This window comes from Brevibacillus borstelensis (assembly GCF_036700025.1).
In the GTDB taxonomy this organism is placed as follows: Bacteria; Bacillota; Bacilli; order Brevibacillales; family Brevibacillaceae; genus Brevibacillus; species Brevibacillus borstelensis.
Map to the genome: position 1 here is coordinate 1471147 of NZ_CP144922.1, position 25248 is coordinate 1496394.

Sequence of the window (25248 nt, forward strand, 5' to 3'; positions counted from 1 at the left end):
AGGAGGGATGTGCGTCCGTGGAAAAAAAACGGTACTACATCACGCTGCAGTCCGGCACGACAGTGGCCGAGATTCGGGATGTGAAAGGGGAATCCACCTACGATTTTGAAATCGAGGCATCCCCGATGGAAGCAGGAATGATGCGCGATTTGTTCGAACACTGCGCACATGGCGACTTTATGATGTGGATGCATGGCCACACGTTGTGGACCGACATGCCTGACAGGGACAATGACGAGTACGACGACAACCTCCGGGAGATTTATCGCATGATGTATCGTCTGGGGACGCCGAAGACGAAGCAGGATCTCGAACAGATGGGTCTGGTGAAGGCACTGGGGCTGAATCAGGACGAAATGCCGCAAGAGCTGAAAAATCCGGCTGCTGGCCAGGTGGAAGACCCGCCGCAAGGACCTTTGGAAGGCATTTTGGAGCGCTAGGACAAGACTTTACTGACAGCATGAAAAGGAGTGGTCCTCGATGAAATGTTGGAAAAGCAAGCTTTTGGCAGCAACACTTGTGATCGGGCTGGCGGTGCCGAGTGCAGCTCTGGCGATGGAAAGCCGCTCGGATGGATTGTCGCCCCAAACCAAACAGCAGCAGGAGCATGGTGAACACGGCGGGGGACATGGCGAGCATTATAAAATGAAGCGTCTGCATCATTCCCACATGGGGGTTCATCGCCAGATGTACTTGACGCTGCTCGCGGAAAAGTACACCCCGGAGAGCGCCGAAGAGTGGAAGGCTGCCCTGGCAGAACGCAAGCGGCTAAAAGAGGCCTACAGGGCGCAAAAAGCGAAGCAGCAAAACGATGCAGGGCAGCATCAGGAGCACAAAGAAGCGATGCACGCGTTAAAAGAGAAGTACAGGGACACTCATAAAGAGTTTCACGCGGCGATCGAATCAGGGGATGCCGCGAAGATCAAGAGCGTCCTGCCCAAGCTTTTGGCTGAGGTAAAAGAGGGAAACAAGCTGCTTGCAAAAAAACTGGAAGAAAAGAAAAACTAGCAGAGCCCGAACTCGCTTCGTACAATAAAATAGCGTATGGCAAAAAGGACGTGTCCCGTGCGCGTCCTTTTGCTTTTACCAGGAATTGCTTTTTACGAAGAAGATTGCCCTTGCAGAAGGCTGCGACATAGCTGAAAAAAGCCTTGCTAGCAAGCATAATACGTTCACATGGTCAGGCAAGGGGAGAGGAACATGAGCTACTTGATTTATCTGGTGGAGGATGAGGAGAATCTAAACCAGGTTCTGGCCTCCTACCTGGAAAAGGAAGGCTGGCAGGTGCGCTGCTTTTCCGACGGGAATGCAGCAAGGGCTGCGATCATGGAGGCGCCGCACCTCTGGATTTTGGACATTATGCTTCCTCATGTGGATGGATACCAATTGATTCGCGAGATTAAAGCCCGCCAGCCACATACTCCCGTAATCTTTATTTCTGCACGCGATGCGGAGCTGGACCGTGTCATCGGTCTGGAAATGGGCAGCGACGATTATTTGCCCAAGCCTTTTTTGCCGAGGGAGCTGGTGATTCGGGCCGGAAAGCTGCTGCAGCGGATCTATGCGGCAACGAGCCCGCCAGCGGCCAATCAGACAGCAGCGGCTCTTGGCCGGTCTGTGCGGATGCTGCCGCCTTACGAAATCGACGAAGGCTCCCGAATGGCCCGAATCGACGGGCAAAAGATTGAGCTGACCACCAAGGAGTTTGATTTGCTCTTGCTGCTGTCCGCTCATCCGGGACAAGCGCTGTCGCGGGAACAGATTCTGCTGCGGATTTGGGGAGAAGAATATGATGGCAGTGACCGCGTCGTCGACGATTTGATGCGCCGGCTGCGCAAAAAGCTGCCCAAGCTGCGTGTGGAGAGCATTTACGGGTATGGATACAGGCTGGTGGAGCGATGAAAAACTATCCGTTGGCTGTTCAAATTTGGCTCATTTTTGCCAGTATTACGCTGGGGGTGACCTTGCTGCTCGCGCTGCTGTTTCCATGGGCGCTGCGCGGCTTCTTTACCAAAGAAATTTATGCGCAGATCGAAGCCTCCCAAGACGTATTCCTTGCATATGCGACCTCCTCCGTGGACGGCTGGGAGGACAAGGGGCTCTTGAAGCGGGAGCTGGAACGCCAGAATGTTCGGGCCGTCACACATGTCATTTTTCGCGAAAATGGAAAGGTGATCGGCGGGAAGGCACTGCCCGAATCGCTTGTAAAGATGCTGAACGAGGATATCGGAGAACAACTGGCCGATGTCCAGCAATACGTTCGGCCTGTGGAGGACGAGTCGATCTACTACGTAATCCGGCGAGAGACGCTGGCCGGAAAGACAATCTATCTGGTCTCTTATGTTTGGAACTCGTATTTGAACGGATTGGTAAGTACCTTGTTGTGGCGGCTTATTCTCATCATGGCGGCGGTGCTGCTCATAAGCTGGCTTCCGTGCTTGTGGCTGGCCCGTTACTTGACCAGACCGCTGGTGGAGATGGAACAGCGGGTCAAGCGAATCGCCGACCGGGATTGGAGCGAGCCGTTCGTGCTGGAGCGTGCTGACGAGATCGGCCGTTTGGCGGGCTCCATCGAGCGGATGCGCGAACGGCTCGTATCGCAGAACGAGAAGCAGCAATCCTTTTTGCAGCAGGTTTCGCACGAGTTGAAAACGCCGGTTATGGTCATCCGCAGCTATGCCCAGTCCATCCTGGACGGCATCTTCCCAAAAGGAGATATACCGGGGAGCGTACGGGTGATCGACGAAGAGGCGGAAAGGCTGGAGGAGCGAATTCGGGGACTGCTGTACATAACGAAGCTGGAATATTTGGAGCAGCAGTCCTCCCGCAAGCTATTTCGCCTTGATGAACTGGTCGTAGAGGTGTGGGACCGGCTCAAGTGGAAGCGGACCGATGTCGACTGGAGCTGCTCTGCGGAAGCCGTGACCATATCAGGGGACCCGGAGCAGTGGAAGGTAGCAGTGGAGAACCTTCTGGACAACCAAATGAGGTATGCGCAGAAAAAAATCACGCTTGCTTTGGGACAAAAGAACGGAAATGCCGAGCTTCGCATCGGCAATGACGGACCGCCGATCCCCGAGGAAAAAACGGAACACCTGTTTAACCGTTTCAGCAAAGGGGAAAAAGGGGAGTTTGGCCTGGGACTTGCCATCGTCAAGCAGATCGTCCAGCTCCATCATGCGCGCATTCAAGTGGAAAACGGAGCCGGTGAAGTGTTTTTTGTCATTTCCATTCCCCTCATGAAGCGGTAGCGGCCGGGCTGGTAGTTCCGATGCCTAGTCGCTCGCAGCCTGCATATAGCGAAACAGGGTGTTTTCGTCCCATTCCTCTACGGCCAGGATGTGTTCCTCCGAACAGTTGGGGCACCAGCCGAGATGCAGGCAGCGATGTTGCAGGGCATCGGGCACGCCATTGCTCAGCTTTGAATCTTCGATCTCCCTGTACGGGCTGTAGTCCCCGTAGTAATCATAAAGCCGGCCGCTGTCATCCAGAGGATGGGAGCATAGCGGACATGCCTCGCGCAGATCGAGGAGACCGTTGCATACGGGACAGAGATGATCCATCAGGCGCATAACTCCTTTTACGTGTCTGGTTCTCTCCCTACTTTGCACAGGGGAAGCGGTGTCTATACAAAAATGCGAAAGGTCTGCTGCTTGCCGGGGAACCGGCAGCATAAAAAAGCTCTGCGGCCCTTCAACAGGGTGGCAGAGCTTTGATCTTGTCTACGCCTTGAAATTGTCCATGCTGGAGGAGTGGCCGGGCTGCAGCTTCGCATCCGGATTGATGTAGCCCACGGCGTTGTTCACCGCTGTCGGCGCTTCGCCGAATCCGACGGCGATCAGCTTTACTTTGCCCGGATAGGTCGAGACATCGCCTGCCGCGTAAATGCCGGGAATGTTGCTCTCCATCTTGGAATTTACGACGATCGCGCCCTTTTCCAGCTCGAGACCCCAGTTTTTGATCGGGCCAAGCGATGAGATGAAGCCGAAGTTGACGATGACGGCGTCTACTTCCAGTTCCTTTTCTTCTTTTGTGGTGCTGTTTACGAGTGTGAGGCGTTCGATTTTCTCGTCTCCGTGGATGGCTGAGATTTCGTATGGTGTTGTTACGTTTACTTTGGAGGACATGAGCAGCTCGACGCTGTGCTCGTGTGCACGGAATTTATCCCGGCGGTGGATGAGTGTGACTTCCTTGGCGATCGGCTCGAGCATCAAGGACCAGTCAACAGCAGAATCCCCGCCTCCGATGACGGCAACGCGCTGCCCTTTGAAGGAGTTTAAGTCGGTAACGAAGTAATGCAGATTGGTTTTTTCGTATTTGACGGCGTCTGGATGCTCTAACTTTCGAGGTTCAAATGCGCCGACTCCGGCGGTAATAATGACGGCACGCGAATAGTGTATGCCTTTGTCTGTCGTAAGCTCGAAGATGTTGTCTGCTTTCTTTTCGACATTTTCCACCTTTTCCTCAAGGCAGATCGTCGGATTGAATCGGGACAATTGCTCTTTTAGATTGTTAATCAAATCTTGCGCAAGCACTTTCGGAAACCCGGCCACATCGTATATGTATTTCTCCGGGTAAAGAGCGGAAAGCTGTCCGCCCAGTTGGGGCATACTTTCAATAATTTTTACGCTTACCTGACGCATTCCGCCGTAAAATGCAGTGAACAGGCCAGCAGGGCCTCCACCGATAATCGTAATGTCGTATACCTGCTCGTCCTTTTGCAGAAGATTCAACCTAAGCACCTCCGAAATATTCTGAAAGCATCCTTTCCTATTATACCCATACTTGAAAATGAAAAAAAGCAAAGAAAAGAACAGCGTAGGCAAATATGGCTTGCAAAACTTGTCGATTCCCCTTAATATGATCTTGAATGTAAAGAAATTGACACATTTTTTTATCCCAGCGTTTGTGCCATTTTTCACAGATTGCCGCATAGGATGAGACATGGCAATAATTCCGTTTATTCATTGGCGATCAAAAAGGGAACCTTAAAGCGTAGCCAATCACGTGAAATTTCGCACAAACCTTCAGGGATTACTATCATTCATGAATGGAAGGGATATCCATGAGTACACCCAAAATCCTCATCCTCGGCGCCGGGTACGGGGGCCTGTTGACCACTCTGCACCTGCAAAAAAAGCTCAACTACAATGAAGCAGAAATCACGCTGGTCAACAAGCACAACTATCACTACATCACGACCTGGCTGCATGAGCCGGCTGCGGGAACAGCACCTGCGGATCATGCCCGCGTGCCTCTCGATCAAATTATTGACATGAACAAAATCAATTTTGTCAAAGATACCGTCCAATCGATCCAGCCGGAAGAGCGTACGGTTACACTGGATAGCGGAAACGTTTTGAGCTACGACTACCTCGTGATCGGCCTCGGAAGCGATCCGGAAACCTTCGGCATCGAGGGCCTGAAAGAGTATGCGTTCAGCATCCGCAGCATCAACGCTGTTCGTCAAATCCGCGAGCATATCGAGTACATGTTTGCGAAATATAAAAATGAACCGCATCGCACGGATTACCTGACATTCGTCGTGGGCGGAGCCGGATTTACGGGCATTGAGTTCAGCGGCGAGCTGGCTGACCGCATTCCTGAGCTGTGCCAGGAATTCGACGTTGACCCGAGTTTGGTAAAGATTTACAACATTGAAGCGGCTCCAACCGCACTGCCAGGATTCGATCCGGAACTGGTTTCCTACGCGGTCGATATTCTGCAGAAAAAAGGCGTCGAGTTCATGATCGGAACGGCGATCAAGCAATGCACGCCTGAGGGCGTAGTGCTCGCCAATGGAGAAGAAATCAAGGCTGCTACAGTTGTCTGGGCCGCAGGTGTTCGCGGCAACAGCATCGTGGAAAAATCCGGATTTGAAGTCATGCGCGGACGTGTCAAAGTAGACGAGTTCCTGCGTGCTCCAGGGTACGACAACGTATTCGTCGTCGGCGACTGCGCCCTGATTTTCAACGATGAAGGCCGTCCTTATCCGCCGACTGCTCAGATTGCCGTACAAGAAGGGGAAGCGCTCGGTGACAATCTGGCGGCTCTCATTCGCGGCGAAGTGATGATGCCGTTCAAGCCAGCTCTCCAAGGATCTCTTGCTTCGCTCGGAAAAGGCGAAGGAATCGGTATGGTCGGCACGAAAAAACTGTTCGGCACCTCGGCCGCACTGATGAAAAAAGCGAGCGATCTGCGCTACCTGTACAAAATCGGCGGCGTTGGTCTCGCTCTGAAAAAAGTGCGCCTGTAAAAGGAGAAACCTATGCGCCACGCCAGTATCCAGGTCAGAGGATTGATGACCCGCGAAGAGATGGAGCGCTACAACGCGCTGATGGACGTAGGCGCCTACCTGGAAGACCAGGGGCGCCACGATCTCGCCCATCATATTCAGCGGGAAGTGGACATACTCATCCTGCCAGCGATTGATCGTTTGAAGGAAAAGGGCCGCGAACGCGACCGAGAAAACCTTCGCTACATGATTGACAACGGACTTCTGGATGAGGACGACGATTGACCAAGCTAGCGAATAGATGACTCGAAGATGCCCTCGGCGAACCAGAAGCCGGGGGTTTTTCATTGGAGGAACGAGCCAAATGGGCCGGCTGTTACTTGAAATGCCTCACACGGAGCTTCCTTGTTTTGAAGACATCCGGGCTTGCGTTTCGGTGCCAAATCGTATGTTCCGAGCTGGCGCTGTACAACCGGTTTCGCTATACTGACGAAAGAAAGGTGGGAGACCGTGTGCGAAAGACGAATGTATGGCTGGGCGCCTGCGGAATTGTGATTCGCGGCGAAGAGGCGCTGGTCGTGAAGAAAACGTACGGGGGTCTCAAAGGACAGTGGTCCTTTCCGGCCGGATTTGTGGAGCCGGGGGAGACCGTAGATGAAGCCGCCGTGAGAGAAGTTTGGGAGGAGACTGGAATACGCGCGGAAATACGGCGGTTGGCAGCCGTCCGCTCCGGAGTCATCCGCGATACGATCAGCGACAATATGGTGGTCTTCTGGATGGATTATGTCAGCGGTGAACCGCGTCCGCAGGAAGGGGAAATCGAGGTGGCAGCCTTTGTACCGATCCGGCAGCTTCTGGAAGATCCGCTTTCCTCGACCTATTTGAAAATCATCCTGCCCACGTACCAGAAGCGAGAACAGAGCTTGGGCGGAGACGAATACCCGATCGACCCCGTTTTTCAATACACACGCTATAAAATCTTCTCGCAATCGTGAGTATACGCTAGATAACAGCCATTGTTGCCGCTTACATAGCGGTTTTTTTCTGTTTTTCCTCGCTTTTTTCAGTTGAAGAATGCTGTCTTTTTCTGATATAGTTAGACACATCCAAAAAATCAGAATTTTAAAAAATGTCGGTTATGCGAACCCGGCGCCATGGGAAAGGAGCGATCATCATGAGAAAAGAACAGGAACAATGCCCATACTGCAATGGACAAGGCTATTTTCAATTGCTGCTGGGTGGGACAGAAAACTGTCCGGGATGCGAGGGCTCAGGTGCCCACTCGGAGGAGATGTCCGCAGCTGCCGGCAATCGATGAGGGAAGTCTTTGAGAAGCCGATGAAAGTCGGCTTTTTTTGTGCGCCGCCAAAAGCGAGGCAAGCCCCAGTTTCCCAATTGACCTTATGCTTTGATTTCGATAGACTAGAAGCGATAACGGGCCGTCGGCTGCCGCGGTCCCATTTCTGTCGGAAGAGAGCAGGAGGTCTAAAAGCTCATGAGCTTGCTGCAATTTGTGGTGTCTGTTGTCTTGTTTGCTGTGCTTGGATTCGGGATCGGCTTTATTATAAACATGATATTGCGTACCACCTGGATGCCCGTCATCCTCGTCTTCGGAGTGGTCGTGGGCGCATTGATCTACAAAAACATCGTTCCCGGCCTTTGGGACTCCATCATTCTCGGCGTCGGCCTGATCGGAGCGGTGGCCAGCGGCTGGACGATCCAGACACTTCGGAAAAAAGGATATCGGATGTTTTAACTGACTTAGAAAGCGGACCTTACTCGGGTTCGTTTTTTCTTTTTTTAAAAGCGCTTGGAAAGCGGCTGCGGGGGAGAGAAGCATATTTCCAGTCCTGCGCTCCGGTCTTCGTCCTGCGAGGAAGCGCAGACTGTCCGCTACACAACGATTCGCGGGGGAGCGTAAAAGTGGCAGCCGCTTCGTAGCGGAATCAGGTTACTCCTGATTCCCGCGAATCGTTGTTCCGCTTTTGCTCGAAAACTGGACAGTATGCGCATCCGAGAAGTGTCCCACCGAACCTGCAGCGGTTTTCTCCTTTTTCATCTCCTCCACTACAGCCCGAACCAGGTGTCTTTCCACCCGTAAAAATCCTCCGGAAAGAAGCTCAAACCGCCCAAACTATCCCGAATATTTCAGCTTCTGGTTGAATTTGTGTATAGTTTCCTCCTCTCCGGGACAAGATTAGTAGCGAGAGGAGGTTTTTTACAGAATGAATGTGAAGCGATTGGTTAGTGTCATCGTTTTGGCTGTAACCGTCCTGACAGGCTTTGCGAGCGATGGATTGGGCTACAACGCGATCGGCGATCGATCTGTCCAGACCGCTTATGGAATCAGGGAAACCAGGGAAGGGCAGCAGGTCGTGAAAAAACGGGCTGTCTCCACCAGTTCATTTAGCCAGGTCATCGACAAAGCAGATGCGATGCTGGAGCAATATCCGAAAATCCGCGTTGTCGCTACCGGATACTACGCCGGATATGAATCAACGGGGAAACATCCGAGTCATCCATCCTACGGGATTACATATTCAGGCGTGAAGGTCCGTCGTGGCGAATACTCCACCATTGCTGCTGATCTGCGCGTGTTTCCACTGGGGACAGTGTTGTACATCCCCGGCTATGGTTACGGAGTTGTCGCTGACAAAGGAGGGGCTATACGCGGCAACAAAATCGACCTGTATTTTGAAACCAAGCAGGATGTATTCAAGCAGTGGGGGAAGAAGTCCGTAGACGTATACCTGGTCCGCCGGGGCGACGGGAAAGTAACAGAGGCGATGATGCAAGGGTTGAATGAAAAAGGGATTGCGGCGATGGCCGAACCTATTGACTAGTGTGATCGAAAGCAAACGAATGTGACTTTTAAAAAAGGATTTGCTTTAGCTATTTCAGCTGGCAAATCCTTTTTCGCATGAGCTCTGATCAAAATCTTGCAGCGTTCCATGCAAAGCTTAGTTTCGAGAAGCGGGCAGCTTTTCGGCGAGCTCGGGGTGGATCAGGGAGACAAGACGCTCCAATCCGTCCAGGATACGCGGAGAGGGCCTGCAGTAGAGGCCTTCTTCCAAAAGGTGCACCTGCTTTTTCCGAATAGCCGCCATCTCTTGCCATTCAAGGCGATCAGTGATCATAGCCGGTTTAATCCTTCGAAGCTCAATGCCGCACCAGACTACGCAAATATGGTCGGGATTGCGTTCCAGGACCATCTCGCGGGTCGCTTTTACATTGGGGACGGAAAAATCGGCAAACACATTCATGGCGCCGGCGATCTCGCTTACATCCGTCAGCCAGTTGTCCCGGCCCGGGGTGTAGATCGGATTGGGCCACCACTCCCAGTAGAGCTTTGGCGTAGTTTCAGCAGCCAACGCTGTTTGCCTGATGGTTTCAGATCTTTCGACAAAGTGATTGGCAAGCCGCTCTGCTTCCAGGTGTCTGCCGGTCGCTTCCCCGACGAGCCGGATATCCCGCGGGATGTCGGTGAAACGCTGCGGGTTGAGGACGATATGGGGAATCCGGCGGGCAATCAATGCTTCCACATTCTTTTCCATGCCAGGGACACTGAGCGAAGCTACGACCAGATCCGGTTTGAGGGCTTCCACCTTTTCCATGTCGATGGTCAGGTCAGGTCCGACGCGAGGCAAGTGCTGCCACTCGCCTGGCCAGTCGGAGTGATCATCCAGCCCTACCACTTCCTCTTTCAACCCCAGATAATAGAGGATCTCCGTATTGCTCGGACAGATGGAAACGATCCGCATAACCCTTTCCCCTCCGGTTGTGTAAAGATCAGACCAGGACGGTTTTTTCGTCTCCTGGTCTTTCTGTCGACTGCTTATGCATAGAAGAGACGATCGACGATAATGGCGATCACGATTCCCAGCCATCCGCCGATAAGCACCTCGATCGGCTGATGACCGAGCAGTTCCTTCAACTTCTGGGCCTTTTCCTGATTGGGACGGACCTTGAAGGTTTTCATGCCTTCCAGAAGGTGATTGAATTCATCTACCAGCTTGTTCAGAACGACAGCCTGCATTCCAGCATGGCGGCGAACGCCAGCCGCATCAAACATGACGATGATGCCGATAATGGCAGAGATGGCAAACATGCTGCTGGTGAAGCCTTCGCGAATGCCGACTGCTGTGGACAGTGCGGTAACAGCTGAGGAATGAGAACTGGGCATACCGCCTGTGCTGAACAAAAGCGACCACTGCCACGTCTTGGTGGCAAAGTAAGTAAGGGGAATCTTGACAAACTGGGCAATTCCTATGGCAATCAAAGCTGCCCATAAGGGAAAGTTGTCAAATATCGCTGCCATAGTGAAAATCCATTCCTTTCTGCTGTGCACTTCTTGAGTTTATTGTAACAGAACGGCGTTATGCTCATCCGTGAAGTTTTCGTTGGGATTTCGAGACAAGCCAATCTGTGTTACCATAAAGATGGAAGGTTTGAAACGGAGGCAACGCTTATGAGTTACCCCGAGCAGTATCTCCAGTTTATTGATTTGTTCAATAAAAAAGAATACTACGAGTGTCACGATCTGCTGGAAGAAATCTGGATGGAGGATAAATCCAACAAGTTCCTTCAGGGACTCCTGCAGATGGCAGTCGGGCTGTACCATTTCTCCGGCGGCAACATCAAGGGAGCGCGCTGGATGTTCGAAAACAGCCGCAAGTACCTGACGCCCTATGCGCCCAGGCACTGGGATCTGGACGTATCTGCCGTGCTTGCTTTTCTGAATGAATGCATAGCAGCACTTCCCGAGGAGAATGCCATCCCGTACACAGAGGCAAAGGCGATGCCGTTTCCTGCCTTGCACCTGACGCTGGGCACGCGCTGAAAATCGGAAAACAAATGTGCCCATAATTGTATCCTATCACAGAGAAAGAAGGAAGAGTATATGAACGTCACTGTAGAAAAACGTATGGATGGGTGGAACGTCGCCTGCGACGAGCTGATCATTCCTCTCTGGAAAGGAGAGGAGATTGCGGAGGCGTATCCGGAGTTGGACCAACGCTTTGACGGCGGCCTTGCCGCGATGCAAGCGGATAAGGAGTTCAGCGGCGAAGCGAAGACAGTGGCTATTGTTCACACGATGGGGAAACTGGCGGCAAAAAAATTAATCATTGCCGGCATGGGCAGTCCCGAGTCGTTTGACTTCGTTTCGGCACGGGCTGCATGGGGACGCGCAGCCAAGGTTTCCACGACGAAGGGGAAGGAAAAGCTCGTTGCGATCGATGTGCGGACGACGGGAAGTCTGGAGCTTGACCGTCTGGCTCAGGCGATGACAGAAGCGTTTGGGCTCGCTTCGTATCACTACGAGGGCTACCGTCAAAAGCCGAAGCGCGAAGCGGAACCGCTCAGCACCGTTCAGCTTCTGGTCGGCAGCGATGAGGAAGCGGCGACCGCCATGGTCGGTGTGATGCGCGGCGAAGCGCTGGCGCAGGGAACCAATCTGGCCCGTACGCTTGTCAATGAGCCCGCCAATTACTTGACGCCAACCGCTTTGAAGGACGCTGTTGTAGCTGTCGCGGAGCGTTACGGTATGGAGTATGAAGTGCTGGCAAAAGATAAACTGAAGGAATTGGGGATGGGCGGCGTTCTGTCCGTTGCAAAGGGAAGCGCGGAAGAGCCGTTCGTCGTCGCCGTCAAATACCAGGGCAAGGAAAACTGGGAAGACGTCATCGGTCTGATCGGAAAAGGCGTAACCTTTGATACGGGCGGTATTTCCATTAAGCCGGTAGCCGGCATGGAAGACATGAAATCGGATATGGGCGGGGCAGCGGCCATGATCGGGGCTCTGGAAGCGATCGGGCAGCTGAAGCCGAAAGCAAACATCCTGACCGTGATCGGCTGTGTCGAAAACATGCCATCGTCAACTGCCTACAAGCCTGGAGACGTCATCACTACGATGAGCGGGAAAACAGTTGAAATCATCACCACCGATGCGGAAGGTCGACTCGTTCTGGCAGACTGCATTACATATGCCAAACAGAAAGGCGTTTCCTGCCTGATCGACGCGGCCACCCTGACTGGCGGCATCGTCGTCGCACTGGGCCACTTCTGCTCCGGTGTCATGACCAACAACGACGCTTTGGTGGGAGAGGTACTGGATGCTGCCGGCCAAGCGGGTGAACGGCTCTGGCAGCTGCCGACCTTTGACGAATACCGCGAGCTGAACAAAAGCCGCTTTGCCGATCTGAAAAACTCGGGCGGACGTTACGGTCACGGCATCATCGGCGGAGTCTTTTTGCAGGAGTTTGCCGAAGAGACGCCGTGGGCGCATCTGGACATCGCGGGCACAGCGTATTCTGCCAGCGCGAATGATATGAACCCGGCAGGCGGTACAGGCGTCATGGTGCGAACCATCGCCCAGTTTGTGATGAACCGCAGCCAGGCATAAGTACAGATACAGGATCAAACAGCCAATCATAGCGGAATGAAGGAGGAAGTTATCCATGTTTCAAAATCCAAGCGATGAAAAACGCCGCCAGCTCCTGCAGGAGGCAAACACAATCGCAGTCGTAGGTCTTTCCGACAAGCCGGACCGGACCAGTCACATGGTAGCGGCAGCCATGCAGAGCGCAGGCTACAAGATCATCCCGGTCAATCCGGTGATCGCGGGGGAAACGGTGCTGGGTGAAAAAGTCGTCGCCTCGCTTACCGACATCGACGAGCCTGTCGACATTGTAAACGTCTTCCGCCGCAGCGAGGATATTCCTCCCGTGGCCGAAGAAACGCTGAAGATGAAGCATAAGCCGAAGGCATTTTGGCTGCAGCAGGGCATCTCCAACGAGCAGGCGGCAGAGCAGGTGTCCAAGGAAGGCATCGACGTCATTATGGATCTGTGCATAAAGGTGGACCACGCTCTTTTACGCATTGGCAAGAAGTAATGGCTGCACAAAAACAACCGTGGAATGGTTTCGGCGAAGGAGTGAAGTCAGATGTTTTACAACAAGACAGCAGAGGCAAAAAATGACCGTGTCCCACCGAATCAAAAGGTGACGACCGGCTTCCCTGTATTGCATTACGGCGAAGTGCCGGAGTACACCGATCTTGCTGCGCAGTGGAGCTTCCGCATCTTCGGGCTCGTGGAAGAGGAAGTGACATTGTCGTACGAGCAGATGATGGCTCTTCCAAAAGGAACGACCACGAACGACATTCACTGCGTTACAGGCTGGAGCAAGCTGGACAACGTCTGGGAAGGCATCCCCGTAGAAGAGATCGTCAAGCTCGTCAAGGTCAAGCCGGAGGCCAAATACGTCATGCTTCACGCGGAGCACGGCTGGACAGCCAACATGCCGCTCAGCGACTTTTTGACGCCGGGCAATCTATTTGCCAACAAGCATAACGGCGAGGAACTGACGCCGGACCACGGCTGGCCGCTCCGTTTTGTCATTCCTCACCTGTATTTCTGGAAGAGTGCAAAGTGGGTGCGCGGCATCGAGTTTTTGGAGCGTGACAAGCAGGGCTTCTGGGAGAAAAACGGGTATCATATGTATGGCGATCCCTGGAAGGAGCAGCGTTTTGCGTGGGATTAAATAGACGTAGAAAGGAGGCGGAGAAACCGCCTCTTTTTTTTGAACCATAGCGGGACTTCTACTGTTCAATCCTCGGCCTCGTAGGATAACAGTCCGGCATTTTCACATCCGATACCTCAGACAGCTTCATCAAGTAATAACACTCCTCCCGCGACATGTGGTCGGCCATCAGCGGAGACAGCACGCCCAATACTTCATCCCGCAAGCGCATTTCCGTCAATTCATGCAAGAAGGATTGGAAAAGCTGAATCTCCATTTCTGCCTGGTGATGGAAACGGCTTAGCGCAGGAAAGCTTTGCAAATGGGTACGGAGATATCCGGCCAATTCAACGGCTTTTAGATAAAAATGTTCAAACTGCTTCGTAAAATGATGGCTTTTTTGCTTATAGTCATGTTCCACCATGTCCAGAAGCGAACTGATCGTAGCAGCGTGCCCGGCAGCGTCAGACAGCCACAGCAGATGATAATGAACGGCATGAAAAGTGGGAGTTTCGCTTCCGGAAAGGACATCGTTCAAGATTCGTTCGTATTCCTCCAATTCGTTTACCATGTGGTTTAAAAAAGTGGGAGCAGGCTGATCTCACGGGTCTCTTTTGGCGCCAGTGACTGATGAATAAACCGGGCATGATCGCCGAGTATTTGCAGCCAAAATCTATGTTCAAACATAATGTCACTTTGTACATCGACTTTGTTTTTCATGTCATTCCCTCCCTTTGCACACTTCAGGGTATGTGCAGGAGCCCAAATGTGTGTAAAGGGTGAACAGGGGAATCGGATGCACCCCGTGGAAGTGAGATTGGCCAGTTATCTGTTGTCTGTCTGCTTTGATGCAGCCGATTCCCGGTTTCAAGGGCAATTGAGCACGGCCAGTCTGAGGGATGCCGCGAACTCAATCGGAACCAGCTACCGACATCTGAACAGGGTCATCCGGCAGTTTTGCACGGAGGGTCTGATCGAACGCAGCAAAGAGTACATCCTGGTTGCGGACAAGGAAGGGGTAAGAGCGCTGGCAGGCGATAATATTTACGAATAGACACATGGCAATAGGCTTCAGAAGAGCAGGGCGGCGATCAATCATCATCCAGGGTGCAATCACGGGAGAGGAAAGCGTATGATATCGGGACGGATACTTGCAGTTCTCGCAGGTTCGCTGGTCAGTCTGCAAAATATTTTCAACAGCAAGGTAAATGAACGAGCGGGATCCTGGGCAACCACGGCGCTCGTATTAGGCATGGGATTTTTGGCTTCGCTTGTGATCGGTCTGCTATTTGAAGGCGCAGAGCTGTCTGTCTTGGAAAAGATGCAGCCCTGGTACTGGTTTAGCGGTTTGATCGGAGTTGGAGTAGTCATTTGTCTGGTGCAGGGGATCAGGCTGCTCGGCCCAACGTACGCCAGCTCGGTCGTTTTGTCAGCGCAGCTCGGATTTGCGTTATTGTGGGTCTCTCTAGGCTGGTTCGGTTTGGAGCAAGTCCCGTTTACTTTCAAACAGGTGGTCGGCGTGCTGGTCCTCGTCGGCAGTATCATCGTTTTTAAATTTGGCGGTAAACATGAGGCGCAGGAGTCGTCCAAGCAGCCAGCGTAGATGATCCGTTGAGCTTTCTCGCAGGCGATGACCTGTGTGCACATTCCGTTTTCGTTATCGGAAATAGCTGCCATCCGTTTGCCTCTTCTCCCTGGCGGTTGCGCTCAGGGATTTTTTATTGGGCAGGCGGGTACTGCCACTACAGCTTGACAGCGAACAGCCAGAGAATCACCCCAGCCACGGCAGCACCTAGCAGGAGCAGCACCGCCCATATTGTGCTATTTCCCTGCTGCTTTGCTTGTACTTGTTCCTGACCCTGGTTCTTTTCTTGTTCCTTTGGTTGTTTCTTTCTGAACAGCAGCGGCAATTGAGAAGCGGCTATCGCGGCAATGCCCGAAAAAATCCAGAACCGCATCGTTTTCTTCGTTTCGTTGTCTTCCATGCTCTGCACCCTCCTAATAGCTTCAGTATGCGTCAAATGCCGGGAAATGTTGTAGGAGGAACGGGTTTGTCCAACCGAGTCTAAATTGACTGTATGGGCAGCATCGCTGCATAGAAATATTGCGTTGGGAAATTTTATGGTTAAAAAGGGTGGGCTCATGAAGATCAAGGATAGGGTTTCTTTATTGCTCGCCGTCAGCCTGTGCCTGTTGACCATCGGTTGCCGGACAGACCCCGGCCAGCAGCTAAACCAGCAAAGCGTCAAATCCCCGGCGTCTGCCAATCAAACGGCAAAACCCGTCATACTGATTGTCATTGATTCGTTGATGGACAAGCCATTGCGGGAAGCGATTCGGCAAGGCCGCGCCCCCGCTTTGAAGCATTTGCTAGCGAACGGGCACTACTTTCCGAAGGTCGTCAGCTCGTTTCCGACGATGTCCGTCACCATCGACAGCACTTTATTGACCGGGACATACGCAGATCGGCATCATGTTCCGGGCCTTGTCTGGTACAGCGGCAAAGAAAAGCGGATGATTTTCTATGGAAACGGCCCAAAGGAGGCCATGAAAATCGATCAGCCGCAAGTATTGATAGACTCCGTGCAGCAGTTAAACCAGGTTCAATTGAACAAGGAAACGAAAACGATTCATGAGGAGCTGGCGGAAAAGGGAAAAAAATCGGCGTCGATCAATGCGATTGTATTTCGGGGAAAAACGGAACACAGCTTGAAAGTCCCCGGCTGGATCTCAGCCGCCACTCATATGCCAGACGCATTGAACGTAACGGGACCTGAATGGCTTTCCTATGCGGCGTTTGCACAACTGGACCCGAACAACCGCCACGACCGTCTGTGGAAAAAGTACGGGATGAACAATGATTTTTCCGGTCATGACGTGGCCTATTTGATCACGAAAAAACAGCTTCCGCCTTTTACAATCGCATACTTCCCGGAGAATGACATGACCGTCCACAGAGGGGGCGTCGCCAACCTGGATGGGATAGCAAAAGCGGATCAGGCGCTGCAGGTCGCGCTTAACGCTTACGGCTCGTGGGATCGGGCGGTGAAGAACGCCGTTTGGATCGTTATGGGGGACAGTGCACAGAGCGCCGTGTACGACGACCGGGACAAAGCGACGGTCGACCTAAGACCGCTATTGGCTCCGTATCGGATCGCGAAAATCGGCCAACCGGTAAGGCCCGAGGATCAGGTTGTGATTTCCACCAACGAGCGCATGGCTTACATCTATGCGATTGATAAGAAGGTCCGGTTAGCCGACATCGTGAAGCGGCTGCAGGCCGAGGACAAGCTCGATATCATTGCCGTGAAAGACGGCAAAAACGTGCGGGTTACTGCAGGCAATACCAGCGATCAGTTTTCTTATCGTCCCGGCGGAAGATACACGGATGAGTACGGGCAAACATGGACGATATCGGGAGAACCGAAGCTGGCGGATATTGCGATTGCCAATAAGCGGATCAAATACGGGAAGTATCCGGATGTTTTGGCGAGACTGTACGGTGCGGTGCATTCTCACGAAGGAAGGTATGTTGTCGTCACGATCAAACCCGGATACGAACTGGTCACGGAAAGCTCCCCCACTCATCTCGGCGGAGGAGCTCACGGTTCGCTTCATGAAAAAGATTCGCTTGTCCCGATGATTGTAGCCGGAACAGACACCCGGCCAAAAACGCTGCGCCTCATCGATATGAAAGACTGGATTTTGCAATTGGCAAATCGGTAGAGAACAAACTCCCTCGCTGCCTGGACAGCACAGGGAGTTTGTTTGAAGCATTACAGGCTGCTCGCCCCGCGACTGATTATGCCTTTGACGGATCACCCATAAACCAGGATATATACGTGCACCGCTTGCAAATCAGGATGGCTGCCTCTTTGTTTGCCCAATCCAGCCCGAAAAAGGTAGCTCCCCGCGAGTTTAACTGTCTATAGTCCTTGTCAAACGTGTCGTTTTGACAGCACGGACAAGTGAGAATCGTCCCGCCGATTTTATATTTCAAACCCATTCACTCCCTGTCATTTGATACATAAAAATACGAAATTACCCAAAAAAAGGTTTCAAAAGGAGGCGGTCTGTGTGTCGTGGCAGTGTCCTCAAAAGGAGCGGCTTCCTCCCAAAACAAGTGATTTGGGGACTGAAGCGGAGCTTTTTGCAAAAAAGCAAGCGGCCATAGGAAATCAATGAGTCCATGGCCGCATGCCGTTTATTGGTGCTTGTTATGTAATCGGTTCGAAATCTCATCCAGCGTGTGGATGATCGAAAAGAGCTGGTCGGAGGTAGCAGCCATCTGTTCAGCAGAAACAGTGGAAAAGGCTATCTGTTGGTCAATTTTTTGCAATTGGTTGGTAATCTTCAGCAGAGATTGATGGATATGTTTGGAGGAGGCATTCGATTTATCCGCCAATTTTCGCACCTCATCCGCAACGACGGTAAAGCCGCGGCCGTGCTCGCCAGCTCTGGCAGCTTCTATGGCGGCATTGAGTCCAAGCAAGTTGGTCTGCGAAGAGACTTCCGAAACGAAGTCGCTGAGCTTTTCGATTTCTTCGTTGTGCGTTTTCAGAACATCCATGGAAAGGGCAATCTCTTCATTGCATTCGGCAAGCTTTGAAGCCGACTCGGCAAATACGGAAGAGATCCGAACGGCTTCCTGTGTCGTGGTCGTAAGCTCTGTTGCCATTTGCTCCATCCGCTGGCGATATGCCAAATTTTCTTCCATGGTATCCCCGATGTACTGCTCGAGAATGATGGCAGAATCAAAGAAAACTCGTTTGCTAAGCGCGCGATAAAAGGCATGCCCATCAGGCAAGGCTTGGATTCTTTCAGCAAACAGGCGCAAATAGAGAGAGTATCCGCCCAGAAACCAGGAAGCGGACAACCCGATCTTGGCATGGATAGCGCCTATTTTTTGCCGAGTGTGTATATAGTCAGCATCAATGACGGTAGAAGAGAGAGATTCCAGGTACCGCAGTTGTGTTTTCTTTAGTCTGTCTACAGTACTGTTGGTACGAATGAGTTGGTCGAGAATCGAGTGTCTCTCCAACTCCTGATAGAAACAGTCTACGATCTCTTCCGAGTAAGTCTGAAAAAAGTCGCGATGTGAATGCAAAAGATTCAGATCGTCTTTTGTCAGGTCATAAAACGCGAGGAGTTGGCTCCATTTGTTCTCTAGCGTAACCATGATGTGTGCCCCTTTTAGAAAAATAGAAAAATATATTCTCAAATTTTACCAGAGTTGAAAGTAGGATGAAACCCAAATTTTTCATGCACGGGGTTGTCATTCCTTCTTCTCGAACTATTCCCGAATGTTTCTGATGCGAAACCTGATGGGTTTGGCACTGTGATTCAGCACAGTTTGGAGAATAAAATCGCAAGATCCGGGCATAATAAAAAATACGCTGTTAACAACCTTTTTCATCCCCCCGCTTTGGCGGGGGCTTTTTTTTGCTTTTTTACAGCAATCATTGTAACAATTACTTATTTAAATTTATTATAAAAAAGTATTGATTTTATTTTGAGAAGTGTTATCATTTGTTTTGTAAGAACAAACTGGTGAGGTGAATAGGTGATGAGTGCAAACAAGAACAACAACCTGACGACTAGCTGGGGTACTCCGGTCGGGGACAACCAAAATTCGATGACAGCCGGTTCCCGCGGTCCCACATTGATTCAGGATGTGCATCTGCTTGAGAAATTGGCGCATTTCAACCGGGAGCGCGTGCCAGAACGGGTCGTGCATGCCAAAGGCGCCGGTGCGCATGGCTATTTTGAAGTCACAAATGACCTGACAGCGTACACCAAAGCTGCTTTCTTGTCAGAAGTAGGCAAACGTACACCTCTCTTTGTTCGCTTCTCGACGGTTGCAGGCGAGCTGGGCTCGGCCGATACAGTCCGCGACCCTCGGGGTTTTGCCGTCAAATTTTACACAGAAGAAGGCAACTATGATTTGGTAGGGAACAACACGCCTGTTTTCTTTATTCGGGACGCGATCAAGTTCCCGGATTTCATCCATACACAAAAAAGGGATCCGAAAACGCATTTGAAAAATCCGACAGCGGTATGGGACTTCTGGTCTCTTTCCCCAGAATCCTTGCATCAGGTGACGATCTTGATGTCTGACCGCGGCATCCCTGCTACTTACAGACATATGCACGGCTTTGGCAGCCATACCTTTAAATGGGTCAATGCAAAGGGAGAGTCCGTCTGGGTCAAATACCACTTCAAAACGGAACAAGGGATCAAGAATCTAACGCCCGAAACAGCGGCTCAAATTGCCGGTGAAAACCCTGACTATCATACAGAGGATCTGTTCAATGCGATTGAAAAAGGCGACTATCCTGCGTGGAGGCTATACGTGCAGATCATGCCGCTGGAGGATGCCAATACGTACCGCTTTGACCCATTTGATGTGACGAAGGTATGGTCGCAAAAAGACTATCCGCTGATCGAAGTGGGGCGCATGGTGTTGAATCGCAACCCGGAAAACTACTTTGCCGAGGTTGAGCAAGCGACATTTTCACCCGGCACGCTTGTTCCCGGCATTGAAGTGTCTCCTGACAAAATGCTGCAAGGACGCCTGTTTGCCTACCATGACGCACACCGTTACCGCGTAGGGACGAATCACCAGATGCTGCCGATCAACCGGCCGCGCAACGAGGTGAACAACTATCAACGCGACGGACAGATGCGTTTTGATCAGAACGGTGGCGGCTCGGTGTATTATGAGCCCAACAGCTTCGGCGGTCCGACGGAGGCGCCCGAGCACAAGCAAACGGCTTATCCGGTGTCAGGCTTGGCCGACAGCGTCGCCTATGATCGGGATGACCACTACACGCAGGCCGGAGATTTGTACCGGCTGATGAGCGAGGATGAGCGCGCGCGTCTGGTTCAAAATATTGTGAATGCGATGAAACCGGTGGCAAAAGAAGAAATCAAGCTTCGCCAAATCGGACACTTTTACAAAGCGGACCCCGAATACGGAACACGTGTTGCCGAGGGACTTGGCCTGTCTGTACCGGAAGAAGTGAAATAAGACGGTCGGGACTGTCTGCTTCAGCCGTTTGGCAAAGCGGGAAATAACGAAGAGGTGAAAGACGATGAACCTTCAAAAGGTGCTATGTCCGGTCTGCCAATCGGAAATCAGGTATTTGAAGCACAGCATTATTTGTGATTGCGGCATGCGGCTGAAGCCAAAACGGAAACGGGCGTAGGCAAGATAGGCGCCTTTTGAGGGTGGATACGAGAGCAAAAAGACGCGGCAGCTTCAGCCTGCCGCGCCTTTGCGTATCGTGATTTGCCACTGGGCATCATCGGTTTGTTCGAAGGAGACGACCTGATGTCCGTTTTTGACGGCCCATCGGGGCAAGCTTTCTGTCGCTTGCGTGCAGTCAAAATCGATGATCAGCTCCTGTCCCGGCGCCAGCTCCCTAATGGCGCTTTCCGCTTCGACCAGCGGGAAGGGGCAAACCATGCCGATGACCTGCAAATGTTTTTTCATGCGGATTCTTCCTTTCTTAGAAGAGTATGAGGCAGTAAAAGCGTTGTGCCTGGCCGCAGCAAAACCAGTCGGCAGCAAAGCCGGTCGCAGCAATGCTAACTGCCAAAGCCCACGGCAGTCACAGTTTCGCGAGGGTAAAGCTTACGATCGTCAATCTGCTACCGATCGTCAAACCGCTACCGACTGGCTCGGGGCTGCTCCGCTGTTGGCTTTGCGTTTTCCGCGAATGATCACAAAATAGGTGGCAACCCAGGTGCCCAAAATGATGAACAAGGTGGCGACCCAGCCCTGCCAGGTGAACAGCGACGTGTTGACCAGCCCGTTTCCGATCGTGCAGCCGCCGGCGATACTGGCGCCGAAGCCCATGAACAGGCCGCCAAAGAAGTTGTTCCGGATCGTTTTGATGTCAGGCAGCCGCCAGCGGAACTCGCCGCTGCCCTTGGCAGCGACGTAGGAGCCAAGCGCGATGCCGATGACCAGAAATACAGCCCAGTCGAGAAATTTGATGTCGCCGGTCGTGATGTAACGCAAAAGGTTGCCGCTCGGAGTGGTAATGCCCAGTCCAAACATGCGGCCGGTAGCTTCGCTCATCGGCCATGCCGCAATGGCGATTACGCCGACGATCAGTGCGGTCACAAACGGATGCCAGCGTTTTTCAAACAGCAGATGGGCAAGCCCTGTTTTTCGCCGTTTCAACGTCGGTACGGCGAAGGACGGCTGGCGCAAATGCCTCCAGACGATCAGCCCGACGAGAACAGCAAACAAGGCGACGAGCACCCAAGGGGAAATCCCCAGAGTCGTATAGATAAACACATCCTCGCTCTTTTGTCCGGTCAAGGCATCGGAAGCCGGTTTCAAAACGCCCCATTTTGTCGCCACGGTCCCCAGCATGTAGGCGAACAGCGCGATCCAGCTGCCTAGTAGCCCTTCGCCCGCACGGTACCAGGTGCCGGTTGCGCACCCTCCGGCAAGGACGATCCCCAGGCCGAAGATAAATCCGCCTAGTGTCGCTCCGAGCCACGTGAACGGCACTTCCGAAAGCTGGATCAGGCCGAGGCCGGCCAGAGCGTAGACGCCGATGCTCTGAACGGCGATGGCAATCAAGACGGCGATGAACATGCGATTGTCCTTGACCAGAATGACATCGCGATAGGCGCCGACCACGCAAAACCGTCCCCGCTGCAAGACAAATCCGAGAGCGAGCCCGCAAAGAAGTCCCAATACAATTTTCGCTGCCATGTTCATCCTCCCCAAGCGTGGTGTTTTGATTGTAAATTATAAATACAGCAATTCCGATATGTCAAATATGAATTGTGTGGAAACTTGTTTTTGTTTCTTGCTTTGAACAACGCGTTGGAAAGGAAAACGGGCATAAGAAGAATCAGCGGTTTGCAACTTCGTCTGGTATACTATTCTCAATCAACAATCGACTCGGAAGTAGGTTGCTATCATGATCTTTTTTGAAGTCATTTTGCCCGTTCTGCTTATTTTTTTGAGCGGCTACGTCTTGCAGCGCATTTTCAAGCTGGATCTAAAACCGATCTCCACGCTTGCCATTTACGTTTTGACGACCGCCCTGGTGTTCCGCACGTTTTACAAAACCCCGCTGGATCTGCAGTTGTTTTACATTGTGATCATTTCGCTGCTGCTTCTGGCCGGATTGATCGTCATTACGCAGCTGACCGCAAGATTTTTCAAGTACGACAAGCAGCAGGAAAGCGCGTTGATGCTGTCGACGGCTTTCATGAACAGCGGAAACTACGGAGCGCCGATCATTCTTTTCGCGTTTGGGGAAACGGGCTTTCACTACGCCGTGCAAATCATGGTGTTTCATTCCATCATCATGGGCGTGTTCGGCGTCTATTTTGCTTCTCGCGGGGAAAATGGGGCGAGAACAGCGGTCAAGGCGGTATTGAAGCAGCCGTCCAATTATGCGGTCATCGTGGCGGTTGCGATGCAGCAGTTCCAGGTGGCCATTCCGGAGAGCTACTACCAGGCGATCGATCTCGTAGCGCAGGCGGCGATCCCTACCGTTATGCTAATCCTCGGGATGCAGCTGGCGAATGTATCGTCGAGCACCTTTGAATGGCAAAGCTTGAGTGTGGCCACCGTGATTCGACTGGTGGCCTCGCCGCTCCTGGCATATCTCATCTGTCTGTGCTTTCCGATTGATCCGCTATTGCAAAAGGTTCTGGTCATTCTGGCTGCTATGCCATCGGCTGCCACGACAGCGATGTATGCGATCCAGTTCAACATGCGCCCCCAATTCGTCTCCAGCAGTGTTTTGGTCACAACGTTGATAAGCGTGGGGACGCTGACGTTTTTGCTCAATATCATGCAGTAGGAAAAAAATGCCTGACATCCTGTCTGCGGCTATCGGCGGCGGGTTTGCTTCAAGCGTAAAGGTTGACATTTTACGTTTAACGTCTAAACTCGAAAAGTCTATCGTTGTTCACTTATAAAAATTGTTTGGGATTGTGGCATGCCTGTCCCGTGCTTCCCTCGCTCCGGCGGGGGATTTTTTTCGGACAAAAAATAAACTCCGCCCAAAAACTGCGGAGGTAGTAGGCATATGGCTTGCAGGCTAGCTGCTGAAAAAACCGCTGCTGGAGCGTTTCTTCTTTTTGTAATAGGAGCTGCCGTAGTAGGCATGCCCGTTTCCGTGAGGATGGCTGTGGCCTTTTCTGTGATGGTAATCGCTGCTGCTGTACTTGCGGTATTTGTGTGAATGAGTCGTTCCATGTTTGCCGAGCAGGTTGTTTAACAGTTTTTTAAACACGTTCATCACTCCCGCAGGTAATGGTTGCTCTATCCTTTACGATTGTGACGGCTGCAGGTTTCAGTCTAAATGGTATCCAGCTTGGCGACGGTCCTCTCGTTGTTCACATTTCCTGTGTTCAATGTGCTTTTCGGCTCGATCAGAATGACGTGGCATTCGCCTTCCGGTACGGACGGTTTGTGCTCCACGCCCTTGGGAACGATGATAAACTCGCCTTCCTCGACCCATTCATCCCGGTCGCGGAAATGCATCAGCAGTCTTCCTTTGACGACCAGAAAAAGCTCATCCTCATCTTCATGATGATGCCAGACGAACTCTCCCTGAAACTTGGCAAGTTTGATGTAGGAATCATTGAGGTCGCCGACAATCTTTGGACTCCAGTATTCCTGGAACAGCGCAAACTTTTGCGAAATATTGACCTTTTCCATCCCTGCACCTCTTTGGTTTATATTTGTCCACGTGCAAGTATGATTACGTTAGCCTTTTGATTATAGCACGCTGCTGATGTACCAAACGGGAGGGATTGCACTTTGACGAACAAAAACAGGCTGCCACAAAGGGCGCCTGTTCAGTTGTTTTTCGTGTATGCAGGTATCGGTATCGTTACGCTTCCCACGGCTGGATGATCCCGCAGGCCAAGCGCTTGCCGGAATTGCCTGCCGGCTGGGTGCGATAGTCGTCCGGGTTTTGATGGATGATGATCGTTTTCCCGATGATGTCTCTCACCTGGAACCGATTCGTGAAAAAGCTCATGCGGGCGTATCCATCGTTGGAGAACAGCACGGGAAAATCGCTCGCGTGATTGCCGTGGGGCTGATTCGTCGGATTCCAATGTTCTCCCGCCCGCTTGAATGGGTCCTGCGGATCGCCGATTTCGCAAGTGGTTCCATCATGTATATGGAAGCCATGGGGCCCGATTGGCTGCCGGCCCGCTGATCCCGGTCGGTAGGGAGGAAGGCCGGTTACTTCGACAAGAACGTCAGTGCCATAAGGAACTTCGGTAAATGTCACATAGCCTTGGAGATTGGGCGCCAAGGGACCCCCTTGTATCCAGGCAATCGCCCGGGCCGGTTGAGCGTGCACTTGCTCGGAATCCGCGACTGGATAGGGATAGGGAAAGCCCTGTTCTGAATAACTGTACATAACACTCCTCCACTTTCTGTTTTTGAGACTGCCTACTGTATCTTACGGTGAGCATAGGCATTGTGTTCTGGCTTTT

Annotated in this window: 31 protein-coding genes and 2 pseudogenes; 19 read left to right on the plus strand and 14 right to left on the minus strand. The window is 52.2% G+C overall.

The features are described from left to right. The first annotated feature begins 17 nt into the window (after positions 1 to 17). The 4 genes from V5G20_RS06825 to V5G20_RS06840 all read left to right on the plus strand — a co-directional run bounded on the left by V5G20_RS06825 (position 18) and on the right by V5G20_RS06840 (position 3251). Complete coding sequence (locus V5G20_RS06825; RefSeq protein WP_003389674.1) at positions 18 to 440, plus strand: hypothetical protein; 423 nt, start codon at positions 18 to 20, stop codon at positions 438 to 440. A gap of 40 nt (positions 441 to 480) precedes the next feature. Continuing rightward, on the plus strand, positions 481 to 1008 hold the full coding sequence (locus V5G20_RS06830) for a hypothetical protein (RefSeq protein WP_003389673.1): 528 nt from the start codon (positions 481 to 483) through the stop codon (positions 1006 to 1008). A 192-nt stretch (positions 1009 to 1200) separates the two neighbouring features. Next, complete coding sequence (locus V5G20_RS06835) at positions 1201 to 1902, plus strand: response regulator transcription factor (RefSeq protein ID WP_024983113.1); 702 nt, start codon at positions 1201 to 1203, stop codon at positions 1900 to 1902. Further along, positions 1899 to 3251 (plus strand): sensor histidine kinase, encoded by a 1353-nt coding sequence (locus tag V5G20_RS06840; protein ID WP_171506648.1) that lies wholly within the window; start codon positions 1899 to 1901, stop codon positions 3249 to 3251. Before V5G20_RS06835 ends, V5G20_RS06840 begins: the two co-directional genes overlap by 4 nt. A gap of 24 nt (positions 3252 to 3275) precedes the next feature. On the opposite strand, the gene V5G20_RS06845 is transcribed toward V5G20_RS06840, so the two are convergent. Together V5G20_RS06845 and V5G20_RS06850 are read right to left on the minus strand one after the other, a co-directional pair. Next, positions 3276 to 3563, minus strand: a complete 288-nt coding sequence (locus tag V5G20_RS06845) for a hypothetical protein (RefSeq protein ID WP_003389669.1) — start codon at positions 3561 to 3563, stop codon at positions 3276 to 3278. A 159-nt stretch (positions 3564 to 3722) separates the two neighbouring features. Continuing rightward, positions 3723 to 4733: an NAD(P)/FAD-dependent oxidoreductase gene (locus V5G20_RS06850; protein WP_003389668.1), complete on the minus strand. Its 1011-nt coding sequence runs from the start codon at positions 4731 to 4733 to the stop codon at positions 3723 to 3725. Positions 4734 to 5065: 332 nt separating this feature from the next. Between V5G20_RS06850 and V5G20_RS06855 the strand changes: the two genes are divergently transcribed. The 5 genes from V5G20_RS06855 to V5G20_RS06875 all read left to right on the plus strand — a co-directional run bounded on the left by V5G20_RS06855 (position 5066) and on the right by V5G20_RS06875 (position 7991). Then, on the plus strand, positions 5066 to 6256 hold the full coding sequence (locus V5G20_RS06855) for an NAD(P)/FAD-dependent oxidoreductase (protein ID WP_003389667.1): 1191 nt from the start codon (positions 5066 to 5068) through the stop codon (positions 6254 to 6256). 12 nt (positions 6257 to 6268) lie between these two features. Continuing rightward, positions 6269 to 6520 (plus strand): hypothetical protein, encoded by a 252-nt coding sequence (locus V5G20_RS06860; protein WP_003389666.1) that lies wholly within the window; start codon positions 6269 to 6271, stop codon positions 6518 to 6520. A gap of 227 nt (positions 6521 to 6747) precedes the next feature. Further along, entirely contained in the window at positions 6748 to 7230 is a 483-nt protein-coding gene (locus V5G20_RS06865) for an NUDIX domain-containing protein (protein WP_039070672.1), read from the plus strand. 179 nt (positions 7231 to 7409) lie between these two features. Next, positions 7410 to 7553, plus strand: coding sequence for a YuiA family protein (locus V5G20_RS06870; protein ID WP_003389663.1), 144 nt, complete (start codon positions 7410 to 7412; stop codon positions 7551 to 7553). Positions 7554 to 7730: 177 nt separating this feature from the next. Beyond that, positions 7731 to 7991, plus strand: coding sequence for a YuiB family protein (locus tag V5G20_RS06875; protein ID WP_003389662.1), 261 nt, complete (start codon positions 7731 to 7733; stop codon positions 7989 to 7991). Between the two features lie 195 nt (positions 7992 to 8186). Here the strand turns inward: V5G20_RS06875 and V5G20_RS06880 are convergent, their stop codons facing one another. Then, entirely contained in the window at positions 8187 to 8330 is a 144-nt protein-coding gene (locus V5G20_RS06880) for a hypothetical protein (protein WP_161785199.1), read from the minus strand. A gap of 130 nt (positions 8331 to 8460) precedes the next feature. Between V5G20_RS06880 and V5G20_RS06885 the strand changes: the two genes are divergently transcribed. Then, on the plus strand, positions 8461 to 9078 hold the full coding sequence (locus V5G20_RS06885; RefSeq protein WP_003389661.1) for a 3D domain-containing protein: 618 nt from the start codon (positions 8461 to 8463) through the stop codon (positions 9076 to 9078). Between the two features lie 117 nt (positions 9079 to 9195). On the opposite strand, the gene V5G20_RS06890 is transcribed toward V5G20_RS06885, so the two are convergent. Both V5G20_RS06890 and V5G20_RS06895 read right to left on the minus strand, forming a co-directional pair. After that, positions 9196 to 9996: a cobalamin-binding protein gene (locus tag V5G20_RS06890; protein WP_003389660.1), complete on the minus strand. Its 801-nt coding sequence runs from the start codon at positions 9994 to 9996 to the stop codon at positions 9196 to 9198. 74 nt (positions 9997 to 10070) lie between these two features. After that, a complete protein-coding gene (locus V5G20_RS06895; RefSeq protein WP_003389659.1) occupies positions 10071 to 10553 on the minus strand; it encodes a divergent PAP2 family protein in 483 nt (160 codons plus the stop codon). A gap of 150 nt (positions 10554 to 10703) precedes the next feature. Here V5G20_RS06895 and V5G20_RS06900 point away from each other — a divergent pair, with 150 nt between their 5' ends. The 4 genes from V5G20_RS06900 to V5G20_RS06915 are packed head-to-tail and all read left to right on the plus strand — an operon-like array spanning position 10704 to position 13776. Continuing rightward, on the plus strand, positions 10704 to 11075 hold the full coding sequence (locus V5G20_RS06900; protein WP_338463289.1) for a DUF309 domain-containing protein: 372 nt from the start codon (positions 10704 to 10706) through the stop codon (positions 11073 to 11075). 60 nt (positions 11076 to 11135) lie between these two features. Beyond that, on the plus strand, positions 11136 to 12638 hold the full coding sequence (locus V5G20_RS06905) for a leucyl aminopeptidase (protein ID WP_338463291.1): 1503 nt from the start codon (positions 11136 to 11138) through the stop codon (positions 12636 to 12638). 55 nt (positions 12639 to 12693) lie between these two features. Beyond that, positions 12694 to 13128, plus strand: coding sequence for a CoA-binding protein (locus V5G20_RS06910; RefSeq protein ID WP_338463292.1), 435 nt, complete (start codon positions 12694 to 12696; stop codon positions 13126 to 13128). A 51-nt stretch (positions 13129 to 13179) separates the two neighbouring features. Then, positions 13180 to 13776 carry a sulfite oxidase-like oxidoreductase gene (locus tag V5G20_RS06915; protein WP_003389653.1) on the plus strand — a complete coding sequence of 199 codons (597 nt, stop codon included), beginning with the start codon at positions 13180 to 13182 and terminating at the stop codon, positions 13774 to 13776. 58 nt (positions 13777 to 13834) lie between these two features. Here the strand turns inward: V5G20_RS06915 and V5G20_RS06920 are convergent. Next, a pseudogene (locus tag V5G20_RS06920) lies at positions 13835 to 14475 on the minus strand (DUF2935 domain-containing protein). A 70-nt stretch (positions 14476 to 14545) separates the two neighbouring features. Between V5G20_RS06920 and V5G20_RS06925 the strand changes: the two are divergent. Further along, positions 14546 to 14809, plus strand: a pseudogene (locus V5G20_RS06925) (helix-turn-helix domain-containing protein); the annotation flags it as partial. Between the two features lie 78 nt (positions 14810 to 14887). Next, entirely contained in the window at positions 14888 to 15358 is a 471-nt protein-coding gene (locus V5G20_RS06930) for a DMT family transporter (protein WP_024983121.1), read from the plus strand. A gap of 139 nt (positions 15359 to 15497) precedes the next feature. On the opposite strand, the gene V5G20_RS06935 is transcribed toward V5G20_RS06930, so the two are convergent. After that, positions 15498 to 15740 carry a hypothetical protein gene (locus V5G20_RS06935; protein WP_122958471.1) on the minus strand — a complete coding sequence of 81 codons (243 nt, stop codon included), beginning with the start codon at positions 15738 to 15740 and terminating at the stop codon, positions 15498 to 15500. A gap of 157 nt (positions 15741 to 15897) precedes the next feature. Here V5G20_RS06935 and V5G20_RS06940 point away from each other — a divergent pair, with 157 nt between their 5' ends. Further along, positions 15898 to 17481: an alkaline phosphatase family protein gene (locus V5G20_RS06940; RefSeq protein ID WP_122958525.1), complete on the plus strand. Its 1584-nt coding sequence runs from the start codon at positions 15898 to 15900 to the stop codon at positions 17479 to 17481. 76 nt (positions 17482 to 17557) lie between these two features. Here V5G20_RS06940 and V5G20_RS06945 read toward each other — a convergent pair whose 3' ends face one another. Both V5G20_RS06945 and V5G20_RS06950 read right to left on the minus strand, forming a co-directional pair. After that, positions 17558 to 17755: a hypothetical protein gene (locus tag V5G20_RS06945; RefSeq protein ID WP_081607785.1), complete on the minus strand. Its 198-nt coding sequence runs from the start codon at positions 17753 to 17755 to the stop codon at positions 17558 to 17560. A gap of 204 nt (positions 17756 to 17959) precedes the next feature. Continuing rightward, positions 17960 to 18934, minus strand: a complete 975-nt coding sequence (locus tag V5G20_RS06950; RefSeq protein WP_003389646.1) for a globin-coupled sensor protein — start codon at positions 18932 to 18934, stop codon at positions 17960 to 17962. A gap of 387 nt (positions 18935 to 19321) precedes the next feature. On the opposite strand from V5G20_RS06950, the gene katA reads away from it, so the two are divergent. Next, complete coding sequence (gene katA, locus V5G20_RS06955; RefSeq protein ID WP_024983459.1) at positions 19322 to 20785, plus strand: catalase KatA; 1464 nt, start codon at positions 19322 to 19324, stop codon at positions 20783 to 20785. 231 nt (positions 20786 to 21016) lie between these two features. Here the strand turns inward: katA and V5G20_RS06960 are convergent, their stop codons facing one another. After that, a complete protein-coding gene (locus V5G20_RS06960) occupies positions 21017 to 21250 on the minus strand; it encodes a sulfurtransferase TusA family protein (RefSeq protein WP_024983458.1) in 234 nt (77 codons plus the stop codon). Between the two features lie 168 nt (positions 21251 to 21418). Further along, positions 21419 to 22489: a YeeE/YedE family protein gene (locus V5G20_RS06965; RefSeq protein WP_031931936.1), complete on the minus strand. Its 1071-nt coding sequence runs from the start codon at positions 22487 to 22489 to the stop codon at positions 21419 to 21421. Between the two features lie 211 nt (positions 22490 to 22700). Here V5G20_RS06965 and V5G20_RS06970 point away from each other — a divergent pair, with 211 nt between their 5' ends. Beyond that, the gene (locus V5G20_RS06970; protein ID WP_024983456.1) at positions 22701 to 23594 is read left to right on the plus strand and encodes an AEC family transporter; all 894 of its coding nucleotides are present in this window, start codon (positions 22701 to 22703) and stop codon (positions 23592 to 23594) included. 240 nt (positions 23595 to 23834) lie between these two features. Here V5G20_RS06970 and V5G20_RS06975 read toward each other — a convergent pair whose 3' ends face one another. From V5G20_RS06975 to V5G20_RS06985, 3 genes are all read right to left on the minus strand, one after another. After that, positions 23835 to 24035, minus strand: a complete 201-nt coding sequence (locus V5G20_RS06975; RefSeq protein ID WP_003389641.1) for a hypothetical protein — start codon at positions 24033 to 24035, stop codon at positions 23835 to 23837. Between the two features lie 59 nt (positions 24036 to 24094). Continuing rightward, the gene (locus V5G20_RS06980) at positions 24095 to 24457 is read right to left on the minus strand and encodes a cupin domain-containing protein (RefSeq protein ID WP_171506684.1); all 363 of its coding nucleotides are present in this window, start codon (positions 24455 to 24457) and stop codon (positions 24095 to 24097) included. Positions 24458 to 24632: 175 nt separating this feature from the next. Further along, on the minus strand, positions 24633 to 25172 hold the full coding sequence (locus tag V5G20_RS06985) for a superoxide dismutase family protein (RefSeq protein ID WP_003389637.1): 540 nt from the start codon (positions 25170 to 25172) through the stop codon (positions 24633 to 24635). Between the last annotated feature and the right edge of the window lie 76 nt (positions 25173 to 25248).

Excerpts from the sequence above, each read along its gene's own strand:
- V5G20_RS06910 (WP_338463292.1), top strand. The coding sequence starts at position 12,694 with ATGTTTCAAAATCCAAGCGATGAAAAACGCCGCCAGCTCCTGCAGGAG.
- V5G20_RS06950 (WP_003389646.1), bottom strand. The coding sequence starts at position 18,934 with ATGGTTACGCTAGAGAACAAATGGAGCCAACTCCTCGCGTTTTATGAC.
- V5G20_RS06895 (WP_003389659.1), bottom strand. The coding sequence starts at position 10,553 with ATGGCAGCGATATTTGACAACTTTCCCTTATGGGCAGCTTTGATTGCC.
- V5G20_RS06840 (WP_171506648.1), top strand. The coding sequence starts at position 1,899 with ATGAAAAACTATCCGTTGGCTGTTCAAATTTGGCTCATTTTTGCCAGT.
- katA (WP_024983459.1), top strand. The coding sequence starts at position 19,322 with ATGAGTGCAAACAAGAACAACAACCTGACGACTAGCTGGGGTACTCCG.
- V5G20_RS06875 (WP_003389662.1), top strand. The coding sequence starts at position 7,731 with ATGAGCTTGCTGCAATTTGTGGTGTCTGTTGTCTTGTTTGCTGTGCTT.
- V5G20_RS06970 (WP_024983456.1), top strand. The coding sequence starts at position 22,701 with ATGATCTTTTTTGAAGTCATTTTGCCCGTTCTGCTTATTTTTTTGAGC.
- V5G20_RS06940 (WP_122958525.1), top strand. The coding sequence starts at position 15,898 with ATGAAGATCAAGGATAGGGTTTCTTTATTGCTCGCCGTCAGCCTGTGC.
- V5G20_RS06985 (WP_003389637.1), bottom strand. The coding sequence starts at position 25,172 with ATGTACAGTTATTCAGAACAGGGCTTTCCCTATCCCTATCCAGTCGCG.
- V5G20_RS06960 (WP_024983458.1), bottom strand. The coding sequence starts at position 21,250 with ATGAAAAAACATTTGCAGGTCATCGGCATGGTTTGCCCCTTCCCGCTG.
- V5G20_RS06870 (WP_003389663.1), top strand. The coding sequence starts at position 7,410 with ATGAGAAAAGAACAGGAACAATGCCCATACTGCAATGGACAAGGCTAT.
- V5G20_RS06855 (WP_003389667.1), top strand. The coding sequence starts at position 5,066 with ATGAGTACACCCAAAATCCTCATCCTCGGCGCCGGGTACGGGGGCCTG.
- V5G20_RS06975 (WP_003389641.1), bottom strand. The coding sequence starts at position 24,035 with ATGAACGTGTTTAAAAAACTGTTAAACAACCTGCTCGGCAAACATGGA.
- V5G20_RS06965 (WP_031931936.1), bottom strand. The coding sequence starts at position 22,489 with ATGGCAGCGAAAATTGTATTGGGACTTCTTTGCGGGCTCGCTCTCGGA.
- V5G20_RS06915 (WP_003389653.1), top strand. The coding sequence starts at position 13,180 with ATGTTTTACAACAAGACAGCAGAGGCAAAAAATGACCGTGTCCCACCG.
- V5G20_RS06890 (WP_003389660.1), bottom strand. The coding sequence starts at position 9,996 with ATGCGGATCGTTTCCATCTGTCCGAGCAATACGGAGATCCTCTATTAT.
- V5G20_RS06830 (WP_003389673.1), top strand. The coding sequence starts at position 481 with ATGAAATGTTGGAAAAGCAAGCTTTTGGCAGCAACACTTGTGATCGGG.
- V5G20_RS06935 (WP_122958471.1), bottom strand. The coding sequence starts at position 15,740 with ATGGAAGACAACGAAACGAAGAAAACGATGCGGTTCTGGATTTTTTCG.
- V5G20_RS06835 (WP_024983113.1), top strand. The coding sequence starts at position 1,201 with ATGAGCTACTTGATTTATCTGGTGGAGGATGAGGAGAATCTAAACCAG.
- V5G20_RS06930 (WP_024983121.1), top strand. The coding sequence starts at position 14,888 with ATGATATCGGGACGGATACTTGCAGTTCTCGCAGGTTCGCTGGTCAGT.
- V5G20_RS06845 (WP_003389669.1), bottom strand. The coding sequence starts at position 3,563 with ATGGATCATCTCTGTCCCGTATGCAACGGTCTCCTCGATCTGCGCGAG.
- V5G20_RS06885 (WP_003389661.1), top strand. The coding sequence starts at position 8,461 with ATGAATGTGAAGCGATTGGTTAGTGTCATCGTTTTGGCTGTAACCGTC.
- V5G20_RS06905 (WP_338463291.1), top strand. The coding sequence starts at position 11,136 with ATGAACGTCACTGTAGAAAAACGTATGGATGGGTGGAACGTCGCCTGC.
- V5G20_RS06860 (WP_003389666.1), top strand. The coding sequence starts at position 6,269 with ATGCGCCACGCCAGTATCCAGGTCAGAGGATTGATGACCCGCGAAGAG.
- V5G20_RS06980 (WP_171506684.1), bottom strand. The coding sequence starts at position 24,457 with ATGGAAAAGGTCAATATTTCGCAAAAGTTTGCGCTGTTCCAGGAATAC.
- V5G20_RS06900 (WP_338463289.1), top strand. The coding sequence starts at position 10,704 with ATGAGTTACCCCGAGCAGTATCTCCAGTTTATTGATTTGTTCAATAAA.